The organism is Streptomyces spiroverticillatus, assembly GCA_014650415.1.
GTDB classification, from domain to species: domain Bacteria; phylum Actinomycetota; class Actinomycetes; order Streptomycetales; family Streptomycetaceae; genus Streptomyces; species Streptomyces spiroverticillatus.
The window spans coordinates 318272-334664 of record BMUX01000001.1; the positions used below are offsets into that span (position 1 = coordinate 318272).

Here is a 16393-nt window from a genome sequence, read left to right on the forward strand (position 1 = left end):
CATTTCCGGCAACATCATTGGCCCAAGGCGAAGGTAACCCGGAAACGGAACCCCTGAGAATGCCTGGAGACGTTTGCCTGGCGGCGTTTGCCCGGACACCTTTCGGGACGCGGGCGGAGCCCCGGCGGTTTCCGTAATCGCTTCTCATCCGCTCTTCATCCGCACCCCACCCGCCCCATCATCCGCCCCTCCCTCCCGTCACTGCTCCAACGCACGCCTCAGCTTGCGCCGTTGCAGCCGGCCCGGGTTGCGGACGTAGACGCCGCCCATGCCGCCGCTGCCGGTGACGCGGAGGAGGGGGGTGCCGGGCAGGCGTTCGCCCTTGGTCTTGTTCCAGGCGCCGCCGATGCCGCCGTGCACGCCGTCGAGGTCCACGCCCCACCCCTCGGGCACGACCAGGACGACGCAGCCCGCGCCGCCGTCCGCCTCCACCTCGACGACCTTGTGCCGTACGACGGTACGGGTGAAGTCGAGCTTCACGCCGCCCATGCCGCCCTGCGCGACGATGCGCGGGGGCACTTTCCACTCCCCGGCACGGGTCTGCCCGTGCATTCCGCCCTTGATCACCAACGGCTCGCCCGCACCTGCGATCGCCTCCGCCGGAATCAAGTCCTCTACCAGCGGCGGGAGTTGATCCACCGTCTTCGCGGACAGCGCGAGCCCCAGCCGCTCGTCCAGCTCCTCCATGTCGAGCCGCCCCTCGGCAGCGGCCTCGCGCAACTGCTCGACGACCTCCTCACGGTCGGCGTCGGAGGCACGGAGCGGGCGGCGTCCAGGTTCTATGGCCATGCGCCGATGATACGAACCGCAGTGTGTAGGTTGCCGGTGAATGCACTGTGTGAAGAGATGACGAGGTACGCGTAATGAAGTCCCGGAGGATCTGGGTGGGGGCGGCTTCGGCCGTACTGCTGCTGACGGTGTCGGCGTGCGGCGGCGGGGACTCCGGCGACGGCGCGACGGAGTCCGGGAAGGGCGGCGGGGCCTCCCAGGCGGGCCTGACCGACCCTGCGTCGCCCGTCAAGGACGCCAAGACCCTGGACGGGGCGCTGCTGCGGGCGGCGGACCTGCCGAAGGGCTGGAAGGAGGACGCGCAGGGCGACAACGGGGGCATCAAGGCGCAGGCGGCCTCCTGCGACGGCCCGTGCGACGGCCTCGCCTACGAGGGCGTGGGCAACTACACGGACGCGAGCGGTTCGCTGGTCGGTACGAGCGTGAAGGCGTACGGCAGCAAGGGTGCGGCCGAGGCGGGCTACAAGGAGGAGACGAAGCTGGCCTCCGACGCGACGGCGGAGAAGGGCCCGGCTGTCGGCAACACCACCACCTACGTGAAGTCCGGCGAGGACGCGGACAGTGCGCTGCGGGTCGTCCACTTCCGGGTGGGCACGGTGGTCGTGGCCGTCTCCCAGGAGTACCGCAGCAAGGACACGACGGGCCTCTCGAAGTTCGCCTCGGACCAGGCGGCCCGCCTCGAACAGGCCCTCAAGGGCTCCTGACCGTCGGGCGGGGGGCGGGGCCGGACACGTCCGGGGGGGCGAGGTGCGGGTGGGGGCGGTGTCCGGGCGGGCCCGGATCGGGCGGGCCCGGATCGGGCGGGCCGCCCCCTTGCCCGCCCATTCCGCCCCCGGGGGGGGGACCGCCCCCGCCCCGAAACCCGGTCGACACCGGGACGGACCCGGTGCTGGGATGCCCCGGAAGCCCCCCCTCCCGGAAGGACCCCCGTGACCGGCCAGGACCTCGCCCGCACCCTCCTCAAGGAGCAGTTCCCCGCCTGGGCCGACCTCCCCCTCCGCCCCTTCGCCCCCGCCGGCTCCGACCACGTCATCCACCGCCTCGGCGACGACATGGCCGTCCGCCTCCCCCGGGGCGACTGGGCCGCCGGCCAGGCCGTCAAGGAGCACCGCTGGCTCCCCCGCATCGCCCCGCACCTCCCCCTCGCCGTCCCCACCCCCCTCGCCCTCGGCAGACCCACGGACGCCTACCCGTACCACTGGTCCGTCGCCCGCTGGCTCGACGGCAGCACCCCCACCCCCGAAACCCAACACCCCTCCACCCCGACCCAGTTGGCGGCCTTCCTCCACGCCCTCCACGCCCTCCCTCCCACCACCGACCCCCTCCCCACCCCCACCCTCCCCTCCTACGACCCCGGCACCCGCCGCGCCATCACCGCCACCGCGCACGTCTTCGACGCCCCCGCCATGACCGCCCTCTGGGAAGCCGCCCTGCGCGCACCCCACGACCCCGCCCGGGACCGCTGGCTGCACGGCAACTTCCACACCGGCAACCTCCTCGCCGACACCGACGGCCGCATCACCGCCGTCATCGACTTCGGCGGGTTCGGCGTCGGCGACCCGTCCCTCGACCTGATAGTGGCGTACACCCTCCTGACCCCCGGCTCCCGTGCCGCCTTCCGTGAGGCCCTCGCCCCCGACGACGCCACCTGGCTGCGCGGCATGGGCTGGGCACTGGCCACGGGCCTCAACGCGTACACGCACCACGCCGCCACGAACCCCCGCGTCGCCGCCCAGACCGGCCGCCAAATCACCCAGGCGCTCGCCGAGTTCGGCCTGGCGGCGCGCACCGGGCTGCACCGCGCCCCGTAGCCGGACCCGCCCCCGGGGACTACCGTCCCCACCATGTCCGGCCGCCGCCCGCGCCGCACGCTCAGCCCGGCTCTGGTCGGTGCCGTGCTGGCGCTGCTCGTCGCCGTGGGGTGCCTGTCGGCCGCGGGCAGGCAGTGGGCGTACGGGGAGTTGATCGACGACGCGCCGGTCCGGGTCGAGGGGCGGATCACCGCCGCCACCACCCACCGCAACAAGACCACCGACTACACGGTCACCTACACCGTCCGCGGCCGCACCTACCGCTCCACCACCCTCAGCCTCGACCGCCTCGCCACCACCCCCTCCGTGGGCGCCCCCGTCCCCCTGGAGGTCGCCTCCGCCAACCCCGCCGTCGCCCGCGTCCGGGGCGCGAACCTCCCCGACGACGACCTCCCGCCCCTCCTCGTCCTGGGCGCGCTGACCGCCCTGATCCTGCTGATCGGCCTGGCCCGGAAGGCGGCGGTCAACGCCCGCACGGCACGCAGAAGCAGGCGCAAGGGCGGGGGCTGACCCGCTCCCCTCCACCTCGCCGTGAGCCCGGACATACCGCGGAAGTTGTACGCGGCCGGGCCTACCGCGCGAGTTGCAGACCAAGCTCAACCGGCCGGGTGACGACGCCCCTTCCGCCCGCCCCTAGATTCGTCGTTCGGCACGCCTGGGCCGCATCCCGCAGGACTATTACCGTACGTAACCGATCGGTAACAGATCGCGGGCAGTGCGCGTGACCCTCCACCCCCGAGGCAAACTCTGCTTGCCATTGCATGACGAACCAGCCGAAATCGGCTTTCCACGGGGACTCACCATGAACACCAGCACACCCAACACCCGTACGACCGACCGCACTTGGAAAGTCTGCGCGGCGACAGCCCTCGCAGCCGCCGCCCTGCTGGGCGCGACCGCCTGCCAGCCGGGCTCCTCCACTGGCTCCTCCGGCTCCCCCAGCAACCCCCCGCAGGCCGGCGCCGCCCCCGACGTCCCGGGCTCCTCCGCACCGAAGCCCGCCGAGACCGCGGGCGACAACGGCAAGAACGGCGACAGCGGCAAGGGAACCGGAAACAGCTCCGGCAAGGGCGACGGAAAGGGCTCCGGGACCGGCTCCGGCAGCACGGCGGCGACCCCCTGCGAGCCCGAGACCGTCGACATCACCGCCACCAACGTGGACGCCAAGGGCGCCCCCGCCCGCCACCTCAAGCTGACCGCCCTCAACACCGGTGCGAAGACCTGCACTCTGTACCACTACCCGATCACCCAGCTCGGCCCCGACGCGGGCGCGCCCGCGAAGCTTCTCGAAGGCGCCGAGATCAACGAGCCGACGGTGCTCAAGCCGGGCGCGAAGGCCTATGCGGGTGTGCTGGTGGCCGGCGGCGGCATGGACGAGTACGAGATCACGGTCATCGACGTGACCCTCCAGGGCCGCAAGAAGCTGACGAACGTCGGCGAGGCCAAGCGGGTGGCGCTCCCGGCCGGCGTGAAGGTCCTCTACGGCGACGACGGCCAGCGCGTCACGGAGTGGTCCCTCTCGGAGGGCATCGCGATGCGCCCCATCACGCAGCGCTGACCGCAGCACGAACGCGGGCCACCCACGCGGCCGTTCACTCCGGCCGCGCGGGGCCCGCCGCCCCGGGCGAACGGGGCGGCTCCGTGCCCAGTTCCGCCACCAGACGGCTGGGCCAGTCCTCGTCGGCCAGTCCGGCACCGGCCAGGACGTCACGCCAGTCGCTGCGGGCGAGTTCGATCGCGCACCGGAGACGGGGAACGCTGCCCCGGGCGTACAGCACGACCGCCGCCCCGACCCGCTCGGTCCCGTCCGGGACCCCGTCGAGGAGCCGCTCGGCCTCCGCCGCGGAACCCGGTTCGGGAAAGTCGCGCGCGATGCGGCGTACGAGACGTGCGCTGAGGGCCATCGGGGTTCCTCCGGTGGAGACGGCGGACAGGGTGGACGACGATCCGCCGAGGCTCCCGACCGCCCGACCGAGCCCACGGACCTCCGGACCTACGCCCATAGTGCCGACCCCACCGGTCCCCCAGCCCGATCCCCCACCCCATCCTCCCCAACTACCTTCCTCCACATGCGAATTGGAATCCTCGGCACCGGAAACGTGGCCCGCGCCCTCGCCCACGGCTGGCAGCAGGCCGGTCACGACGTACTCCTCGGCTCCCGCCACCCCAAGGAGCGGGAGGACCTCGGCCTCCCCGTCGCGGGCCTCGGCGAGACCGCCGCCCACGCGGAGGTACTGGTCAACGCGACCCCGGGCACCGTCTCCCTGGACCTCCTGCACTCCATCGGCGCGGAAGCCCTCACCGGCACCCTCCTCATCGACGTGGGCGTCGGCCTCTCCGACGACTACACCGAGCTCTCCCACCCCAACAGCAGCCTCGGCGAACAGATCCAGGCGGCCTTCCCCGACACCCCCGTCGTCAAGACGCTCTGCACGATGGACTCCGCCGTCATGACCGCCCCCGACGACCTCGAAGGCCCGAGCACCGTCTTCCTCTCCGGCGACGACGCAGCCGCCAAGGAGACCACCGGCCGCCTCCTGGCCGACCTGGGCTGGCCGCCCTCCGCCCAACTCGACCTCGGCGGCATCACCACCGCACGCGGCCAGGAGCACTTCGCCCTGCTCTTCACGGGCATCGCCAACGGCCTGGGCTCGCACGTCTTCAACGTACGAGTGGTGCGACAGCAGTCAACGTCACTTTGATCATTACCGGGACGCGTCGACGCCCCCACTGCAAGACCGCCAACCGAACTGAAATGCGAACAGGGCGACGGGAGTTGGGCATCTCACCCCGCTCGTCCGGCACAGCAAGGGAGAACCTCGTGCGACGCCTTCTGACAGCGGCAGCAGCCGGAGCAGCGGCACTCGGGCTGCTCGGGCCGGTCACTGCGGCACACAGCGCACCGGCGAAAGCACCGGCGCAGGCAAGGGCGCAGGCACAAGCGCCGGCCGCCGTCGGCCAGTACATCTGGAACCTGCACGCCAACGGCGAGTTCTGCCTGACCCCCAAGGGGAACGGCAAGGCCAACGGCACGATCGTCACGCTCTGGACCTGCACCGACACCGCCCCCCAGAGATGGCACCGGGACTCCCGGGACCGCCTGGTGAACGACGCCAGCGGAAAGTGCCTGACACCGCAGGGCAACGCGTACAACACCAACGGGGCGGTCCTGACCCTGTGGACCTGCGGGACCAATGATTCGCAGGAGTGGTCGTCCAAGACCCGCACCTTGTTGCACGCCCACAGCTTCAAGGCGATCACACCCAAGGGAGGCAGTGTCGCGAACGGCGTCTACGCCACCTTGTGGACCAACAACGCCTACTCGTACCAGACGTGGGGCCTCACGGGCCGCTAGCCGGAAGGGCCCGGATTCAGGAGGGCCGCCTGCGCACCGCCGTCGTCAGCCCCACGACAGCCCCACGGCAGAGAGCGTGGCGAACATCCAGGCGGTCACCTGCGCGGTCCAGGTCGCCAGCGTGCAGACGAACCCGGCCGCCCCTGTGCCGGTGCGGCACCCTGCCCGGCCGATGCGCTGGACGAAGTGGCAGTCCGTACCCGTGCCCCCCACTCCACGGGGCCAGCGCGCTCATCCGCCGGGCGTTGCCCCGGAGGGGACGGCTCCCCGCAGCCACCGGCATACATCCCCATGCGGAAGTCGCCATTCGCCCGTGGGCCGGGGCGGGTACGAGTATCAGTGGGAGTAACTACCCTCCCCCTAAAGGAAGTTGGTGTCCGACTTTGTTACGTCGATCCCCCGGGCGATCCACGACCGCAGCCGCAGCCGCTTCTGTGGCGCTCCTGCTCCTCACCTCCTGCACGAAGGACGACCCGACGTCCACCGAGGGCCTCGACCCCTTCCTGAGTACGTACGTCCAGCTGCTCAACGCGTCCGACGAGCCGGGTCTCGTACGTCACCTCGCGGCCCACCCCAGCGGCGACAAGGACGCGGCGGCGCGCATCGCCGAGTTCGGCGGGCAGGGCTGGAAGGTGGAGTGGACGAAGTCCTCCGAGTTCCCGGGCGTCTGGAACGTGAAGCTCCGGGGGACCCGTACGCCGGGTTCGACCCCGGTGAACGTGAGCGAGGTGGTGGTCCGGGAGGACGGGGAGTGGTCGTTCGCGCCGATGCCGGGTGTCGTCCCCAAGCCGCCCAACGCGGCGGACACGACTCGTCCGGAGTGAGGGTGTCCGGGCGATCGGGATCCTCACGCGTCTGACGGCCAGCGTCCCGCTCGCCGCGCCCGGGGCGGCGCTCGCGCTGATGGGGGTGGCCTGGGCGTGGGTCCTGGGGCCGGCGACGGTCTCCGCGCTCTCCTCGGCGCCGGAACGCCGGGCCGGACTCGCGATGGGCGCCTCCTGGACCTTCCACAACCTCGGCGGAGCGATCGGGCTCGCCGTCGGCGTCGTCCTGTACCGCGTCCAGGCCTCGACGAGCCTCGACTCGGCACTCCCCGGCGCGGCTGCGGGGACCTGGGCCGAGGAGGCGGCGGCCGACCCCTCGCGGGCCGCGGAACTGCCGGCCGAAAAAACCTCGTTGAGCGCGAGCGGGACCCCCAACACGAGCGCCAGTCGCCACACCCCGGAGGGGACGGTCGACCAGGCCACCACATGAGCGGATATCACCACCCAACGCGGAGGCGGCAACGGCACGCGGGATTCGAGCCGAGATGGGCCCTTCGTCGTCATGCCCCGAACCTCTCGCCCCCCCACCCCAGCACGTCGTACCGCACAACGATCCACCTCCCCCACACGGCGGAGAAAGCGGCACCCCGGCACCCCGGCACCCCGGCACCCCGGCACCCCGGCACCCCGGCACCCCGGCACCCCGGAGCCTCACACAACTAGGACACAAAGCCGGAAGAGTGTCCTACTTTCGCGCGCACCCCACCTCGCTCCACCGCCCCCCACCCCACCAACACAAGCCACCAGCTTGAACACCCACCCCCACCAGCGGCCAGCCGCCAAGCCCACACCGACAAGCCCATTCAGGTCGGCGCACCCCCACCGGCAGCAACCAACCCCACCCACCCGCCACCACGAACAACACCCCACCCACCCAGCGCCGGGCAACACACAACCGCCACCGCTTCCCGGCACCCCCACCCACCAACCCGCCACCCGGCAACGGCGCGCGACCACTTCCCGGCCTCCCCCAGGGCCATTTTTCGGCCGTCCTCCGCAAAACGAAACCAGCGCTGGAGGGGAGCCCGTCAAGGGTGGAGCGCATGCGACATCGGCGCAGCCGACGCGACGCAGGAGCGCCCTTGACGGGCTCCCCGGAAGCGCCACACTCCGGTCCAGAGGACGGCCCCAACAGCGCCCGGTCCGGGCAAGCAAGCCCCGCCCACCCACCTCGACGTACCGAGCCCACGACACATTGCCCAAGCACCCTGCGCATCCAGCACCCGAGGCCCTACGCGTTCTCGGCGAACTGCACCGGCACCCCTCTTGGCCGTACGGCTTCCGGGGAAGGCTGGTCTCCCGACAGAAGGAAAAGCAGCATGTTGCCAGAAGCGATGACGGCACTGGCCGCAGCCGGCGGCGCCGCAGTGGTGCAGGCCGCAGGCACGGACGCGTGGAACGGACTCCGCCGGCGCATAGCCACCTGGCTCGGCCGCGGAGACCGCCAGCGCGAGAGCGTGGAGCTGGAACGCCTCGACCGGACAGCAGCCGAGCTGGAGGCCGCCTCGGCCTCGGAAGCCACGGAGGCCGAGGCCGAGACCGTACGCATACGCCACGAGGCAGGCTGGCAGGCCCGCATCGAAGCCCGGCTGGAGGACTTCGAGAGCGGAGAACGCGCCGAAGCAGCAGGGGAGTTGGAGGAGCTGCTCGCCCCCTACAGCGTCCGGGGCGACGTATCGGCGGGCGAGGGCGGCCAGGCCATCGGCGGCGACATGAAGATCAGCGCGTCGGACGGTTCGATCGCCGCGAACATCATTCACGGGGGTGCCCACGTGGGCCGCCCTCCGGTGCCGGATCCGCCGCAGGGCTGAACGGACCGGCCACCCCACCAAGCCCCTCCGGCACGGCGCCGACGTACGCCGCCCACGCCGCCCAGAACAGCACGGCCGTCGGCCAGATCAACAACTACGCCGCTCCCCCGCAGGCAGTCGCCCTGCCGCACCAGGTGGGCGTGATCCCGTCCCCGGCACAGTCCTTCCAGGACAGGCGCGAGGCGGCACAGCTCCGTGCGGTGTTCGCGGCGGGCGACACAGCCGTCCTCGGCCAGGTGCTCACCGGTATGGGCGGGGTGGGCAAGACCCAGCTCGCGGCCGACTACGCGCGGACCGCCTGGGGCGACGACGCCCTCGACCTGCTGTGCTGGATCACCGCGAGCAGCCGCTCGGCCGTACTGGCCGCCTACGCCCAGGCCGCCGTCGACCTGTGCCTGGCCGATCCGACCGACCCCGAGCGGGCGGCCCGCGCGTTCCTTGCCTGGCTGACCCCGAAGGCCAGTCGCGCACCGTGCCGGTGGCTGATCGTCCTGGACGACCTCGCCGACCCGGACGACCTCAACGGGCTCTGGCCGCCGTTCAGTTCGTACGGGAGGACGCTTGTCACCACTCGCCGACGCGACGCGGCCCTGACTGGGGGCAGCCGTCGTCGTATCGATGTCGGCCTGTTCAGTCCGGCGGAGGCTGTCACGTGCCTGCGCACCTCACTGGCCACCCACGACCGCCACGAGCCCGAGACCGACCTCGCCGCCCTGGCCCAGGACCTCGGCCACCTCCCGCTGGCCCTGTCCCAGGCCGCCGCCTACCTCGTCGACTCGGGCGAGGAAGCAAGTGCGTACCGCGAACTCCTCGCAGACCGGACCACCGCACTCGCGGACACCGCCCCGGACCGGCTGCCGGACGAGCAGGCGATTCCACTGGCTGCGGCCTGGTCCCTGTCCGTCGAGCGCGCCAACACCCTTCGCCCGGTCGGGCTGGCCCGGCCCGTCCTCCAGCTCGCGGCTCTGCTCGATCCCAACGGCATCCCGCAGTCGGTGCTGACCAGCGCTCCGGTACTGGACCACCTCACGCGGCGCCGGAGGACGGAGCCGGCCGTGACGGAGCGGGAGGTCGTCACCGCACTCCGGGCCCTTCACCGGCTCAGCCTGGTCGACCACAACCCGGGCACGCCCGACCAGGCCGTACGCGTGCACCAGCTCATCCAGCGGGCCACCCGTGACGGTCTCCGCCCACGCCGTCGCAACGAGTTGGTCCTCGCCGCGGCCGATGCGCTGCGCGCGGCCTGGCCCGCGGTCGGGCGTGGTGTCACGGCGGCTGCTGTCCTGCGCGCCAACGCGGAGGCCCTGTCCCGGAACGGCGAGAGGGCGCTCCTGCGGGGGACGGTGCACCCGGTGCTGTTCCTCACCGGCGAGAGCCTGGGCGACACCGGCCACGCGAAGGCCGCCACGGAGTACTTCGACAGGCTGGCCGTGACCGCCCGTCGCCACCTGGGCGGCGGCCATCCCGACAGCCTGGCCGCCCGGCGGCAGGCGGCTTCATGGCGGGCCGAGACGGGAGAATTCAGCGGGGCGGTCGCGGCGCTCACGCTCTTGCTCGAGGACATGCTGCGGAATCTGGGGCCGGACCATCACCTCACTCTCGTCACCCGCAACGGCCTGGCCAAATGGCGAGGCGCGGACAACGATCCGGCAGGGGCCGCCACAGCGTTCAGGTCCCTGGTGGAGGACATGCGGCGGGTTCTGGGACCGGACCACCCGGACACTCTCCAGGCGCGCAACGACCTCGCCTGGTGGCAGGGCCAGTGCGGTGACCTGTCCGGTGCGATCAGCGCCTACGAGTCGCTCCAGGCCGATCAGACCCGGGTGCTGGGGCTGTATCACCCCGACACGCTTCTCTCCGGGGGCAATCTCGCCTGGTGCCGAGGTGCGGCAGGCGATCACGCGGGGGCGCTGGCCGATCTCGGCCCCCTGCTGGAGCGGACCAACCAGGCCCTCGGCCACGACCACCGCACTTCTCTCGCCACCGCCCACACCCGGGCGTTCGAGCTGGGGGCGGCAGGCGATCCCGCAGGGGGCGTTGCGGCACTGGAACCCGTGGTGGAGCGGATGCTCCACGCCCTGGACCGGCACCACCCCGACACCTTCTACGCACGCGCCAACCTTGCGATGCTGCGGACGGAGGCCGGGGGCGCCGCAGGTGCTGTCGCAGCGTTGACGCCCGTGCTGGAGGAGGCGGTGAGGGCACTCGGACCGGAGCATCCGGTCACGGAGTACGTTCGCGACCATCTCGCCGGATGCGCCGACGCGGCCAGGGAGGCGGACGACGGCCGAACGTCACGGGTGGACTGACGCGGGTTGGGTGTACGCGGGAGAGCTCCTCACGGCAGGCTGGCCGCATGCGGAAACTGACGTACGGCATGAACGTGTCCCTCGACGGCTACATCGCCGCACCCGGCGGCGGCATCGACTGGGGTGTGCCGAGCGACGAGCTGTTCCAGTTCTGGTCGGATCAGTTGCAGGCGACCGAACTGACCCTGTACGGGCGGAAGTTGTGGCAGACGATGAGTTCCCACTGGCCGACCGGCGACCAGCAGCCCGACGCCGGCCCGGCGGACGTCGAGTTCGCGCGGCGCTGGCGGGACATGGCGAAGGTGGTGTTCTCCTCGACCCTCGACAAGGTCGACTGGAACGCGCGGCTGTTCGGCGGGGACGCGGTCGCCGAGATCGCCCGGCTCAAGGCCGAGGACGGCGGCCCGATGGACATCGGCGGCGCGGCGCTCGCCGGGGCGGCGATGCGGGCCGGGCTGATCGACGAGTACGTACTGACCACCTCACCGGTCCTGGTGGGCGGCGGCACACCGTTCTTCGCCGCACTGGACGGCTCGGTCAGCCTCAGGTTGGTGGAGACGCGGACGTTTCCGGGTGGGGTGGTGCTGACCAGGTACGAGACGAGGCGCTGAGGCCTGTGCCGACACCCGCTGCGCGGTCCGTCGGAGCGCGGTGCGAGCGTGGTGGGCATGACCACTGACATACCAGCGGACGTACGCGTCACCCGGGCCTGGAGCCGGATCGTGGAATGGCTGGCCGAGTACACCCCGCCCTCCTACGCAGCCCTCAGACCCGGTACCTCAGACGACGGCGTCGCGGCTCTGGAAGAGGCCCTCGGCGCGGGCGTCCCGGAGGAGTTGAGGGCGCTGTGGCGACTGTCCGCCGGTGAGGACGGCGTGAACGGTTCGGGGCTCATGCTCGGCGGCTGGGCGCTGCTGCCCCTCGACTCCGTGATCGACGTACACCGCAGGCAGTTGGAATTCCAGGCGGAGTACGGCGAGGAGCACGGCCCGGACGACGTCCCGGACGACTACGGCCCGTGGGCGTGGCAGCCGTCCTGGATACCGTTCTGCTCCCTCAGCCCGGCGACACCGCCTCCGGCCTCTACCTCAACGGCGACACCGGGAGCGTGTGCCGATGGAACCGGTACGGGGAGCGCGAGTGGGAGTACGAGTCCCTGCCCGCCTACCTGGAACTCATGGCGGTCAGCCTCGAAGCCCCCTTGGCGGCGGCCGGCCCGGAGAAGCCCGGCATGCTGAGCGGCGCACTGGTCTGGGGGTCCCCCGGCGAGGAGCCCGGGAACCAGTGGGTGCGGCACCTCGGCCAGGCCCCGCCGCCCTATCCCGCGAAGACCCTCGGCGCGATCCGGCAGGCCCTCCCGGCCGACGACTGGGCGGCGTACGACGAGCAGCGCGATGCCCTCGACCTGGCCGCCCCCGAGGCCGTCACCGCCTTCCGGGACCACTGGTGGGAGCGTGCCGCACAGGCCCAGGCGAAGCTCGAGGACGACGTCGCCGCCGCCCTGGGCGGGAACGTCATGGTCCAGCCCGGCCACAGGCTCGCTCCGGAGTACGAGGCCACGCTGCCGCCCGCCGTCCGTCACCGCCCGCCCTCCCTGGAGGACATCGTCGCCGCCCTGCGCCACGAGAGCGTCCGCGAACGGTTCCACCAGGACTTCAGAGAGGCCGTCCCGCCGCACTATCCGGCACTGCTGCTGCGGTGGTGGGACATCGCCCGGCTGATGGCCGACCCGCGTGGCGACCGGGCCGTACGCACCGTTGTCAACGGCCGCCGCAATTCTGGCTAGTTCGTGCGAGGTTCCGGTCAGAGGAGGTGGTCGGCCTTGCCCGCCTTGATGTCGACGATGAGGGTGCGGAGGGCTTCGCGGGTGTCGGTGAGGGCTTCGTCCTCCCGGCCGAGTACCGCGATGTAGCCGTTTCCGGTGTCGTCCGTCCCTATGCGGAAGCAGTTGTTGCCCTCCGCGCAGAAGGGTTCTTCCCAGGTGATCTGCGGCATCTCAGGTTCCTCACAGCTCGCGGGCGATGGTGTGGATGAGGTCCCGTGACCTCTTGACGTCCAGGGTGTGCACGTCCATCCAGTCCAAGTGGGCACGGTACTTCGACAACTGCGCTTCGGCATGGGTGAATTCCGGGCCGTGCGCCGAGTCGAGCTGGACGGTGTCGAGTTGGGGCACGGTCCCCTCCGCGTAGAGGATGGCGTGCCCGGCACCGGGGAAGGCACCTGCGTCTATGGGCAGGACCCGCAACTCGACGTTGTCCCGCTCGGACGCCGAGCACAGGTGCTCCAGCTGTTCTCGGGCCACCCTGCGCCCGCCGAACTGCATGCGCAGGGCCAGTTCGTGCACGTATCCGACGTACGACACCGGATTGGGCCGCTCCAGCACCTGCTGACGCTCCAACCGGTGCGCCACCCTCAGCTCGACCTCGTAGGTCGGCAGCGCCGGAATCGCCGAGGCGAAGATCGACCGGGCGTACCCGCTCAGGTGGAGGAGGCCCGGCAGGTGGACGGTCTGGAGCGTACGCAGCCGGGTGGCGTGCCACTCCAACTCGGCTACATCCAGGAGCCCTTGGGGCAACGCTCCCCGGTAACGGTTCCACCATCCGCGCGTACGGTCTCCGGCCATGGCCGCGACCGCCTCGACGTACGCCTCGTCCCCGCACTCGTAGTTGCTGGCCAGCGTGCGCACACGCTCCGGGCTGGACGCCCGGATGCCCATCTCCATGTTGGAGATCTTCGTACGGTCGAGCCCCAGCAGCCCGGCGGCGTACTCGGCCGACGCGCCTGCGGCCGTACGCATCTTGCGAAGTTCAGCGCCGAGCCGCTTCTGACGCTCAGTCGGTGTCGCTCTCGTAGGCACAACCCTCATCCTTCCCGCCGATGGGGCCAGTCTGCCGTCAGCACGGACAGCCGACCCATCCCTTAGTGGCCAATGCGGCCATGCAGGTGGCACCTGAGCCACATTATCCCTACGTTAGGTAGCGCACCGACTACACAGCCGAGCCGGAAGTGCATCGCGTGAGCCTGCCCGCAGCCTCCTTTCCCTGGGAGGGGACGGGGTCACGCCAGGGAGACAGGCCACTGCTCGGGCGTCACGACGTGCGACGGGTCAACAGCCGTACTGAACGAGGGAGTTCAGCCATGCAACAGACCGTTTCCCCCCTCCACCCCCTCTGTCCGATCGCCGCTCACCCCGACCCCTCCCCCACCGCAAGAACCACCTACGACGAGGCGGACAACCTGGCCGTCAGCCTGACCGTCCCCGGTGAGCCGCGCAGCGCGGGCATCGTCCGGCGGGCCCTGACCGGCGCCCTGCACGCCCACCACCTCGACCGGTACGCGCCGGTCCTGGCGCTGGTCGTCACCGAACTCATCGCCGTTGCGGGCCGATTGACCTCCGACGCGGACCTGTACGTATCCCTGCGCCACCACCACAGCACCCTGCGCCTGATCGTCTGGGACCAGCACCCTCCCCACGCCGACCCGGACGCCACCTCCCTCTGCTTCGTCCGCCGACGGCGCGCCCTGTGGCTGCTCGCCGAAGCGGTGGAGGACTGGGGCGGGGACTGGGGCGTCGACGAGGCCGTACCTCCCCACCGGGGCATCAAGTCCTGGGCCACGCTGCCTCGTTGAGATCTGCTGCACGGGGCGTCCGGGTGGAACCGGACGCCCCTCGTGGAGGGAGGTTCGGTCATGGAGATCCATTCCGGCAACCGGTCCCGCCTGCCGCATCGCCCACCCGGCCGTCTGCCCGGCCGTCCCGCACACGGACCTGCCGCCGCAGCTCATGGAGCTGGTGGGCCGCCTGCGGGCACACATGGAGAGGCTGACGGCGCGCGGGTTCGTACCGGACGTGGTGCCGCACTCCGAGGACGAGGTGCGACAGCCGGACCCGAAACGGGTGGAGGTCGTGCGGCACGCCCTGCACTACATGAGCGTGCAGCTCGCCCCGTGCCCGATCGACGAAGTGCGGTGTGTCGCGTCGGTTGAACCACCCTTGGAAGAAGCCGAGTTCGGTGCGCTCTGGGCCGACGCGTCCGAAGGGGAAGCTGGCGACGAGGGGCGGTTGAGCCGCTGCACGAACACGGTCTTCGACCCCTCCGAGGGTGCGTGGGAGCAGGTGGAGGTTCCGTATGCTCCGGGCCGGGCGGGGCAGGCCATCCTCAGTGCCTCGGCGGGGCTGATGTGGGTGTGGTCGCTGCAAGGGCTGCCGTTCATCGAGGTACGGCGATGGCTCGCGCAGCGCTGCGAGACGCACCACCTCAGCAACGTCCTGGACGCGGTGAAACCCGAGTGGGCCCACTTCGACACCTTCCGGCACGCGGAGCACATCCTCGCCGCCCCGCCGCTGGGATCCGTACCGGCACAACGGGAGGGAGGCCGCCGCCGGCCGACCGGCGCCCTCCCCGGCCGGTCCCGGCAGCTCTGCGCCACGGACGGCTGCCCCAACGGCACCGGGGCGGTCGAACCGGAGGGCTGGATCTGTTACGTGTGCTCACGCACCCGCGCCCGCCGGGAACGCACCCACCGCCGCCACCAGAACCCGCCGGGGAGGTGAGGGGCACCACGTGCCCGCTCAGGCAGCCGACGAGGCCAGCGCCGAGGAGTCGACGGTCGCGGAGGGGGCGGGGGGAAGGTTGCGGAAAGGTGCGTTGTAGTCGGTGACCTCCACGGAGAACGACAAGTCGTCCGCACTGGTGGTTGTCTCCCGCACCCATGGCGTGCCCTCCGCAGCCACGTACAGGAGCGCTTCGACGTCGTCGTCGCTGTCGCCCTCGGCGGTGGATGTCGCCCTGAGGGGGATCATGTGCTCCCCCTTGCGCAGGGTGGCCGGCCCCTTCACCAGGCGGTCAGGAGGCTCTTCGCTGTTCCCCATGAAATGCGCCAGGCCGCACGAGTCCACCGCTTCCCGGAAGCGCTCCTGGCTCACCGTGCCGTGGACGTACCGACCGCGTGCGGTCTCCTCAGCCGACCTTCCGAGCTCGGGGCCCAGGGCCTTTGCCCAACTCCCCGCATCGGCCTTGATCCACACGTCCTCGCCCTTGCGGACTGTCTCCTGGGTGTACCGGGAGCCGTCGCCGTCGACGGCGACGTGGGTCATGCGGCAGTTCTCACCGCTCCAGTCCATCACGACATCCGACTGGACGGACCTGCCGGACTCGCCCGTGCGCAGACGCATGGTCATGCGAGCCGTGCCGAGGTCCTGCATCGCCCGGTCGGCAGCGTCGTACAGCTCGCGCGCCGACATCTTCTCGTTGGCGCTCTTCTCAGCGGGTCCTGGGCCGCCGGGCACTGTCTCACCCGGCGGCGCCGATGCGGTCCACGTCCCCGCACCGCATCCCGTCAGCGCGAGAAGGCTGCTCACGACACCTACGGCAAGCGACGCCGTACGTCCGGGCAGGGGGGCTCTGCTCACTGTTTCCGCTCCATTCCTCGACCGGGCGACACGAGATCACCCGGCCGAGGAAAGCGTCAAATCCCGTGGGGTGCACGGGAG

Annotated in this window: 20 protein-coding genes and 1 pseudogene; 15 read left to right on the top strand and 6 right to left on the bottom strand. The window is 71.4% G+C overall.

The window, feature by feature from the left end; translation table 11 throughout:
* Positions 1-198 precede the first annotated feature (198 nt).
* Positions 199-789, bottom strand: a complete 591-nt coding sequence (locus IE269_RS01455) for a DUF1707 SHOCT-like domain-containing protein (protein WP_189820811.1) — start codon at positions 787-789, stop codon at positions 199-201.
* 74 nt (positions 790-863) lie between these two features.
* Here IE269_RS01455 and IE269_RS01460 point away from each other — a divergent pair, with 74 nt between their 5' ends.
* From IE269_RS01460 to IE269_RS01475, 4 genes are all read left to right on the top strand, one after another.
* Positions 864-1493: a hypothetical protein gene (locus IE269_RS01460; RefSeq protein WP_189820812.1), complete on the top strand. Its 630-nt coding sequence runs from the start codon at positions 864-866 to the stop codon at positions 1491-1493.
* Positions 1494-1718: 225 nt separating this feature from the next.
* A complete protein-coding gene (locus tag IE269_RS01465; RefSeq protein ID WP_189820813.1) occupies positions 1719-2600 on the top strand; it encodes an aminoglycoside phosphotransferase family protein in 882 nt (293 codons plus the stop codon).
* 33 nt (positions 2601-2633) lie between these two features.
* Complete coding sequence (locus tag IE269_RS01470) at positions 2634-3110, top strand: DUF3592 domain-containing protein (RefSeq protein WP_189820814.1); 477 nt, start codon at positions 2634-2636, stop codon at positions 3108-3110.
* A 292-nt stretch (positions 3111-3402) separates the two neighbouring features.
* Positions 3403-4158, top strand: a complete 756-nt coding sequence (locus tag IE269_RS01475) for a DUF4232 domain-containing protein (protein ID WP_189820815.1) — start codon at positions 3403-3405, stop codon at positions 4156-4158.
* Between the two features lie 34 nt (positions 4159-4192).
* Here the strand turns inward: IE269_RS01475 and IE269_RS01480 are convergent, their stop codons facing one another.
* On the bottom strand, positions 4193-4504 hold the full coding sequence (locus tag IE269_RS01480; RefSeq protein WP_189820816.1) for a hypothetical protein: 312 nt from the start codon (positions 4502-4504) through the stop codon (positions 4193-4195).
* A 165-nt stretch (positions 4505-4669) separates the two neighbouring features.
* On the opposite strand from IE269_RS01480, the gene IE269_RS01485 reads away from it, so the two are divergent.
* Both IE269_RS01485 and IE269_RS01490 read left to right on the top strand, forming a co-directional pair.
* Positions 4670-5302 (top strand): NADPH-dependent F420 reductase, encoded by a 633-nt coding sequence (locus tag IE269_RS01485; RefSeq protein WP_189820817.1) that lies wholly within the window; start codon positions 4670-4672, stop codon positions 5300-5302.
* Positions 5303-5421: 119 nt separating this feature from the next.
* Complete coding sequence (locus tag IE269_RS01490) at positions 5422-5955, top strand: RICIN domain-containing protein (protein WP_189820818.1); 534 nt, start codon at positions 5422-5424, stop codon at positions 5953-5955.
* A gap of 45 nt (positions 5956-6000) precedes the next feature.
* On the opposite strand, the gene IE269_RS01495 is transcribed toward IE269_RS01490, so the two are convergent.
* Positions 6001-6168 (bottom strand): hypothetical protein, encoded by a 168-nt coding sequence (locus IE269_RS01495; RefSeq protein WP_189820819.1) that lies wholly within the window; start codon positions 6166-6168, stop codon positions 6001-6003.
* Between the two features lie 221 nt (positions 6169-6389).
* Here IE269_RS01495 and IE269_RS01500 point away from each other — a divergent pair, with 221 nt between their 5' ends.
* The 7 genes and pseudogenes from IE269_RS01500 to IE269_RS01525 all read left to right on the top strand — a co-directional run bounded on the left by IE269_RS01500 (position 6390) and on the right by IE269_RS01525 (position 12685).
* Positions 6390-6779, top strand: coding sequence for a hypothetical protein (locus tag IE269_RS01500; protein ID WP_189820820.1), 390 nt, complete (start codon positions 6390-6392; stop codon positions 6777-6779).
* Positions 6780-6858: 79 nt separating this feature from the next.
* Complete coding sequence (locus IE269_RS42910) at positions 6859-7209, top strand: MFS transporter (protein ID WP_229897388.1); 351 nt, start codon at positions 6859-6861, stop codon at positions 7207-7209.
* 889 nt (positions 7210-8098) lie between these two features.
* Positions 8099-8590, top strand: a complete 492-nt coding sequence (locus tag IE269_RS01510; RefSeq protein WP_189820821.1) for a hypothetical protein — start codon at positions 8099-8101, stop codon at positions 8588-8590.
* A 140-nt stretch (positions 8591-8730) separates the two neighbouring features.
* On the top strand, positions 8731-10899 hold the full coding sequence (fxsT, locus tag IE269_RS01515; protein WP_189820822.1) for an FxSxx-COOH system tetratricopeptide repeat protein: 2169 nt from the start codon (positions 8731-8733) through the stop codon (positions 10897-10899).
* Positions 10900-10946: 47 nt separating this feature from the next.
* On the top strand, positions 10947-11510 hold the full coding sequence (locus IE269_RS01520) for a dihydrofolate reductase family protein (protein WP_189820823.1): 564 nt from the start codon (positions 10947-10949) through the stop codon (positions 11508-11510).
* A 57-nt stretch (positions 11511-11567) separates the two neighbouring features.
* Positions 11568-11894, top strand: a pseudogene (locus IE269_RS42915) (SMI1/KNR4 family protein); the annotation flags it as partial.
* A 29-nt stretch (positions 11895-11923) separates the two neighbouring features.
* Positions 11924-12685 (top strand): hypothetical protein, encoded by a 762-nt coding sequence (locus tag IE269_RS01525; protein ID WP_318299650.1) that lies wholly within the window; start codon positions 11924-11926, stop codon positions 12683-12685.
* Between the two features lie 17 nt (positions 12686-12702).
* Here IE269_RS01525 and IE269_RS01530 read toward each other — a convergent pair whose 3' ends face one another.
* Positions 12703-12894: a hypothetical protein gene (locus IE269_RS01530; protein WP_189820824.1), complete on the bottom strand. Its 192-nt coding sequence runs from the start codon at positions 12892-12894 to the stop codon at positions 12703-12705.
* A gap of 10 nt (positions 12895-12904) precedes the next feature.
* Positions 12905-13696 carry a DUF5753 domain-containing protein gene (locus IE269_RS01535; protein WP_229897390.1) on the bottom strand — a complete coding sequence of 264 codons (792 nt, stop codon included), beginning with the start codon at positions 13694-13696 and terminating at the stop codon, positions 12905-12907.
* Between the two features lie 341 nt (positions 13697-14037).
* Between IE269_RS01535 and IE269_RS01540 the strand changes: the two genes are divergently transcribed.
* Together IE269_RS01540 and IE269_RS01545 are read left to right on the top strand one after the other, a co-directional pair.
* Positions 14038-14529, top strand: a complete 492-nt coding sequence (locus IE269_RS01540; protein ID WP_189820826.1) for an ATP-binding protein — start codon at positions 14038-14040, stop codon at positions 14527-14529.
* A 154-nt stretch (positions 14530-14683) separates the two neighbouring features.
* Positions 14684-15454, top strand: a complete 771-nt coding sequence (locus IE269_RS01545) for a hypothetical protein (protein ID WP_189820827.1) — start codon at positions 14684-14686, stop codon at positions 15452-15454.
* Between the two features lie 18 nt (positions 15455-15472).
* Here IE269_RS01545 and IE269_RS01550 read toward each other — a convergent pair whose 3' ends face one another.
* Complete coding sequence (locus IE269_RS01550; protein ID WP_189820828.1) at positions 15473-16261, bottom strand: hypothetical protein; 789 nt, start codon at positions 16259-16261, stop codon at positions 15473-15475.
* Positions 16262-16393: the final 132 nt, after the last annotated feature.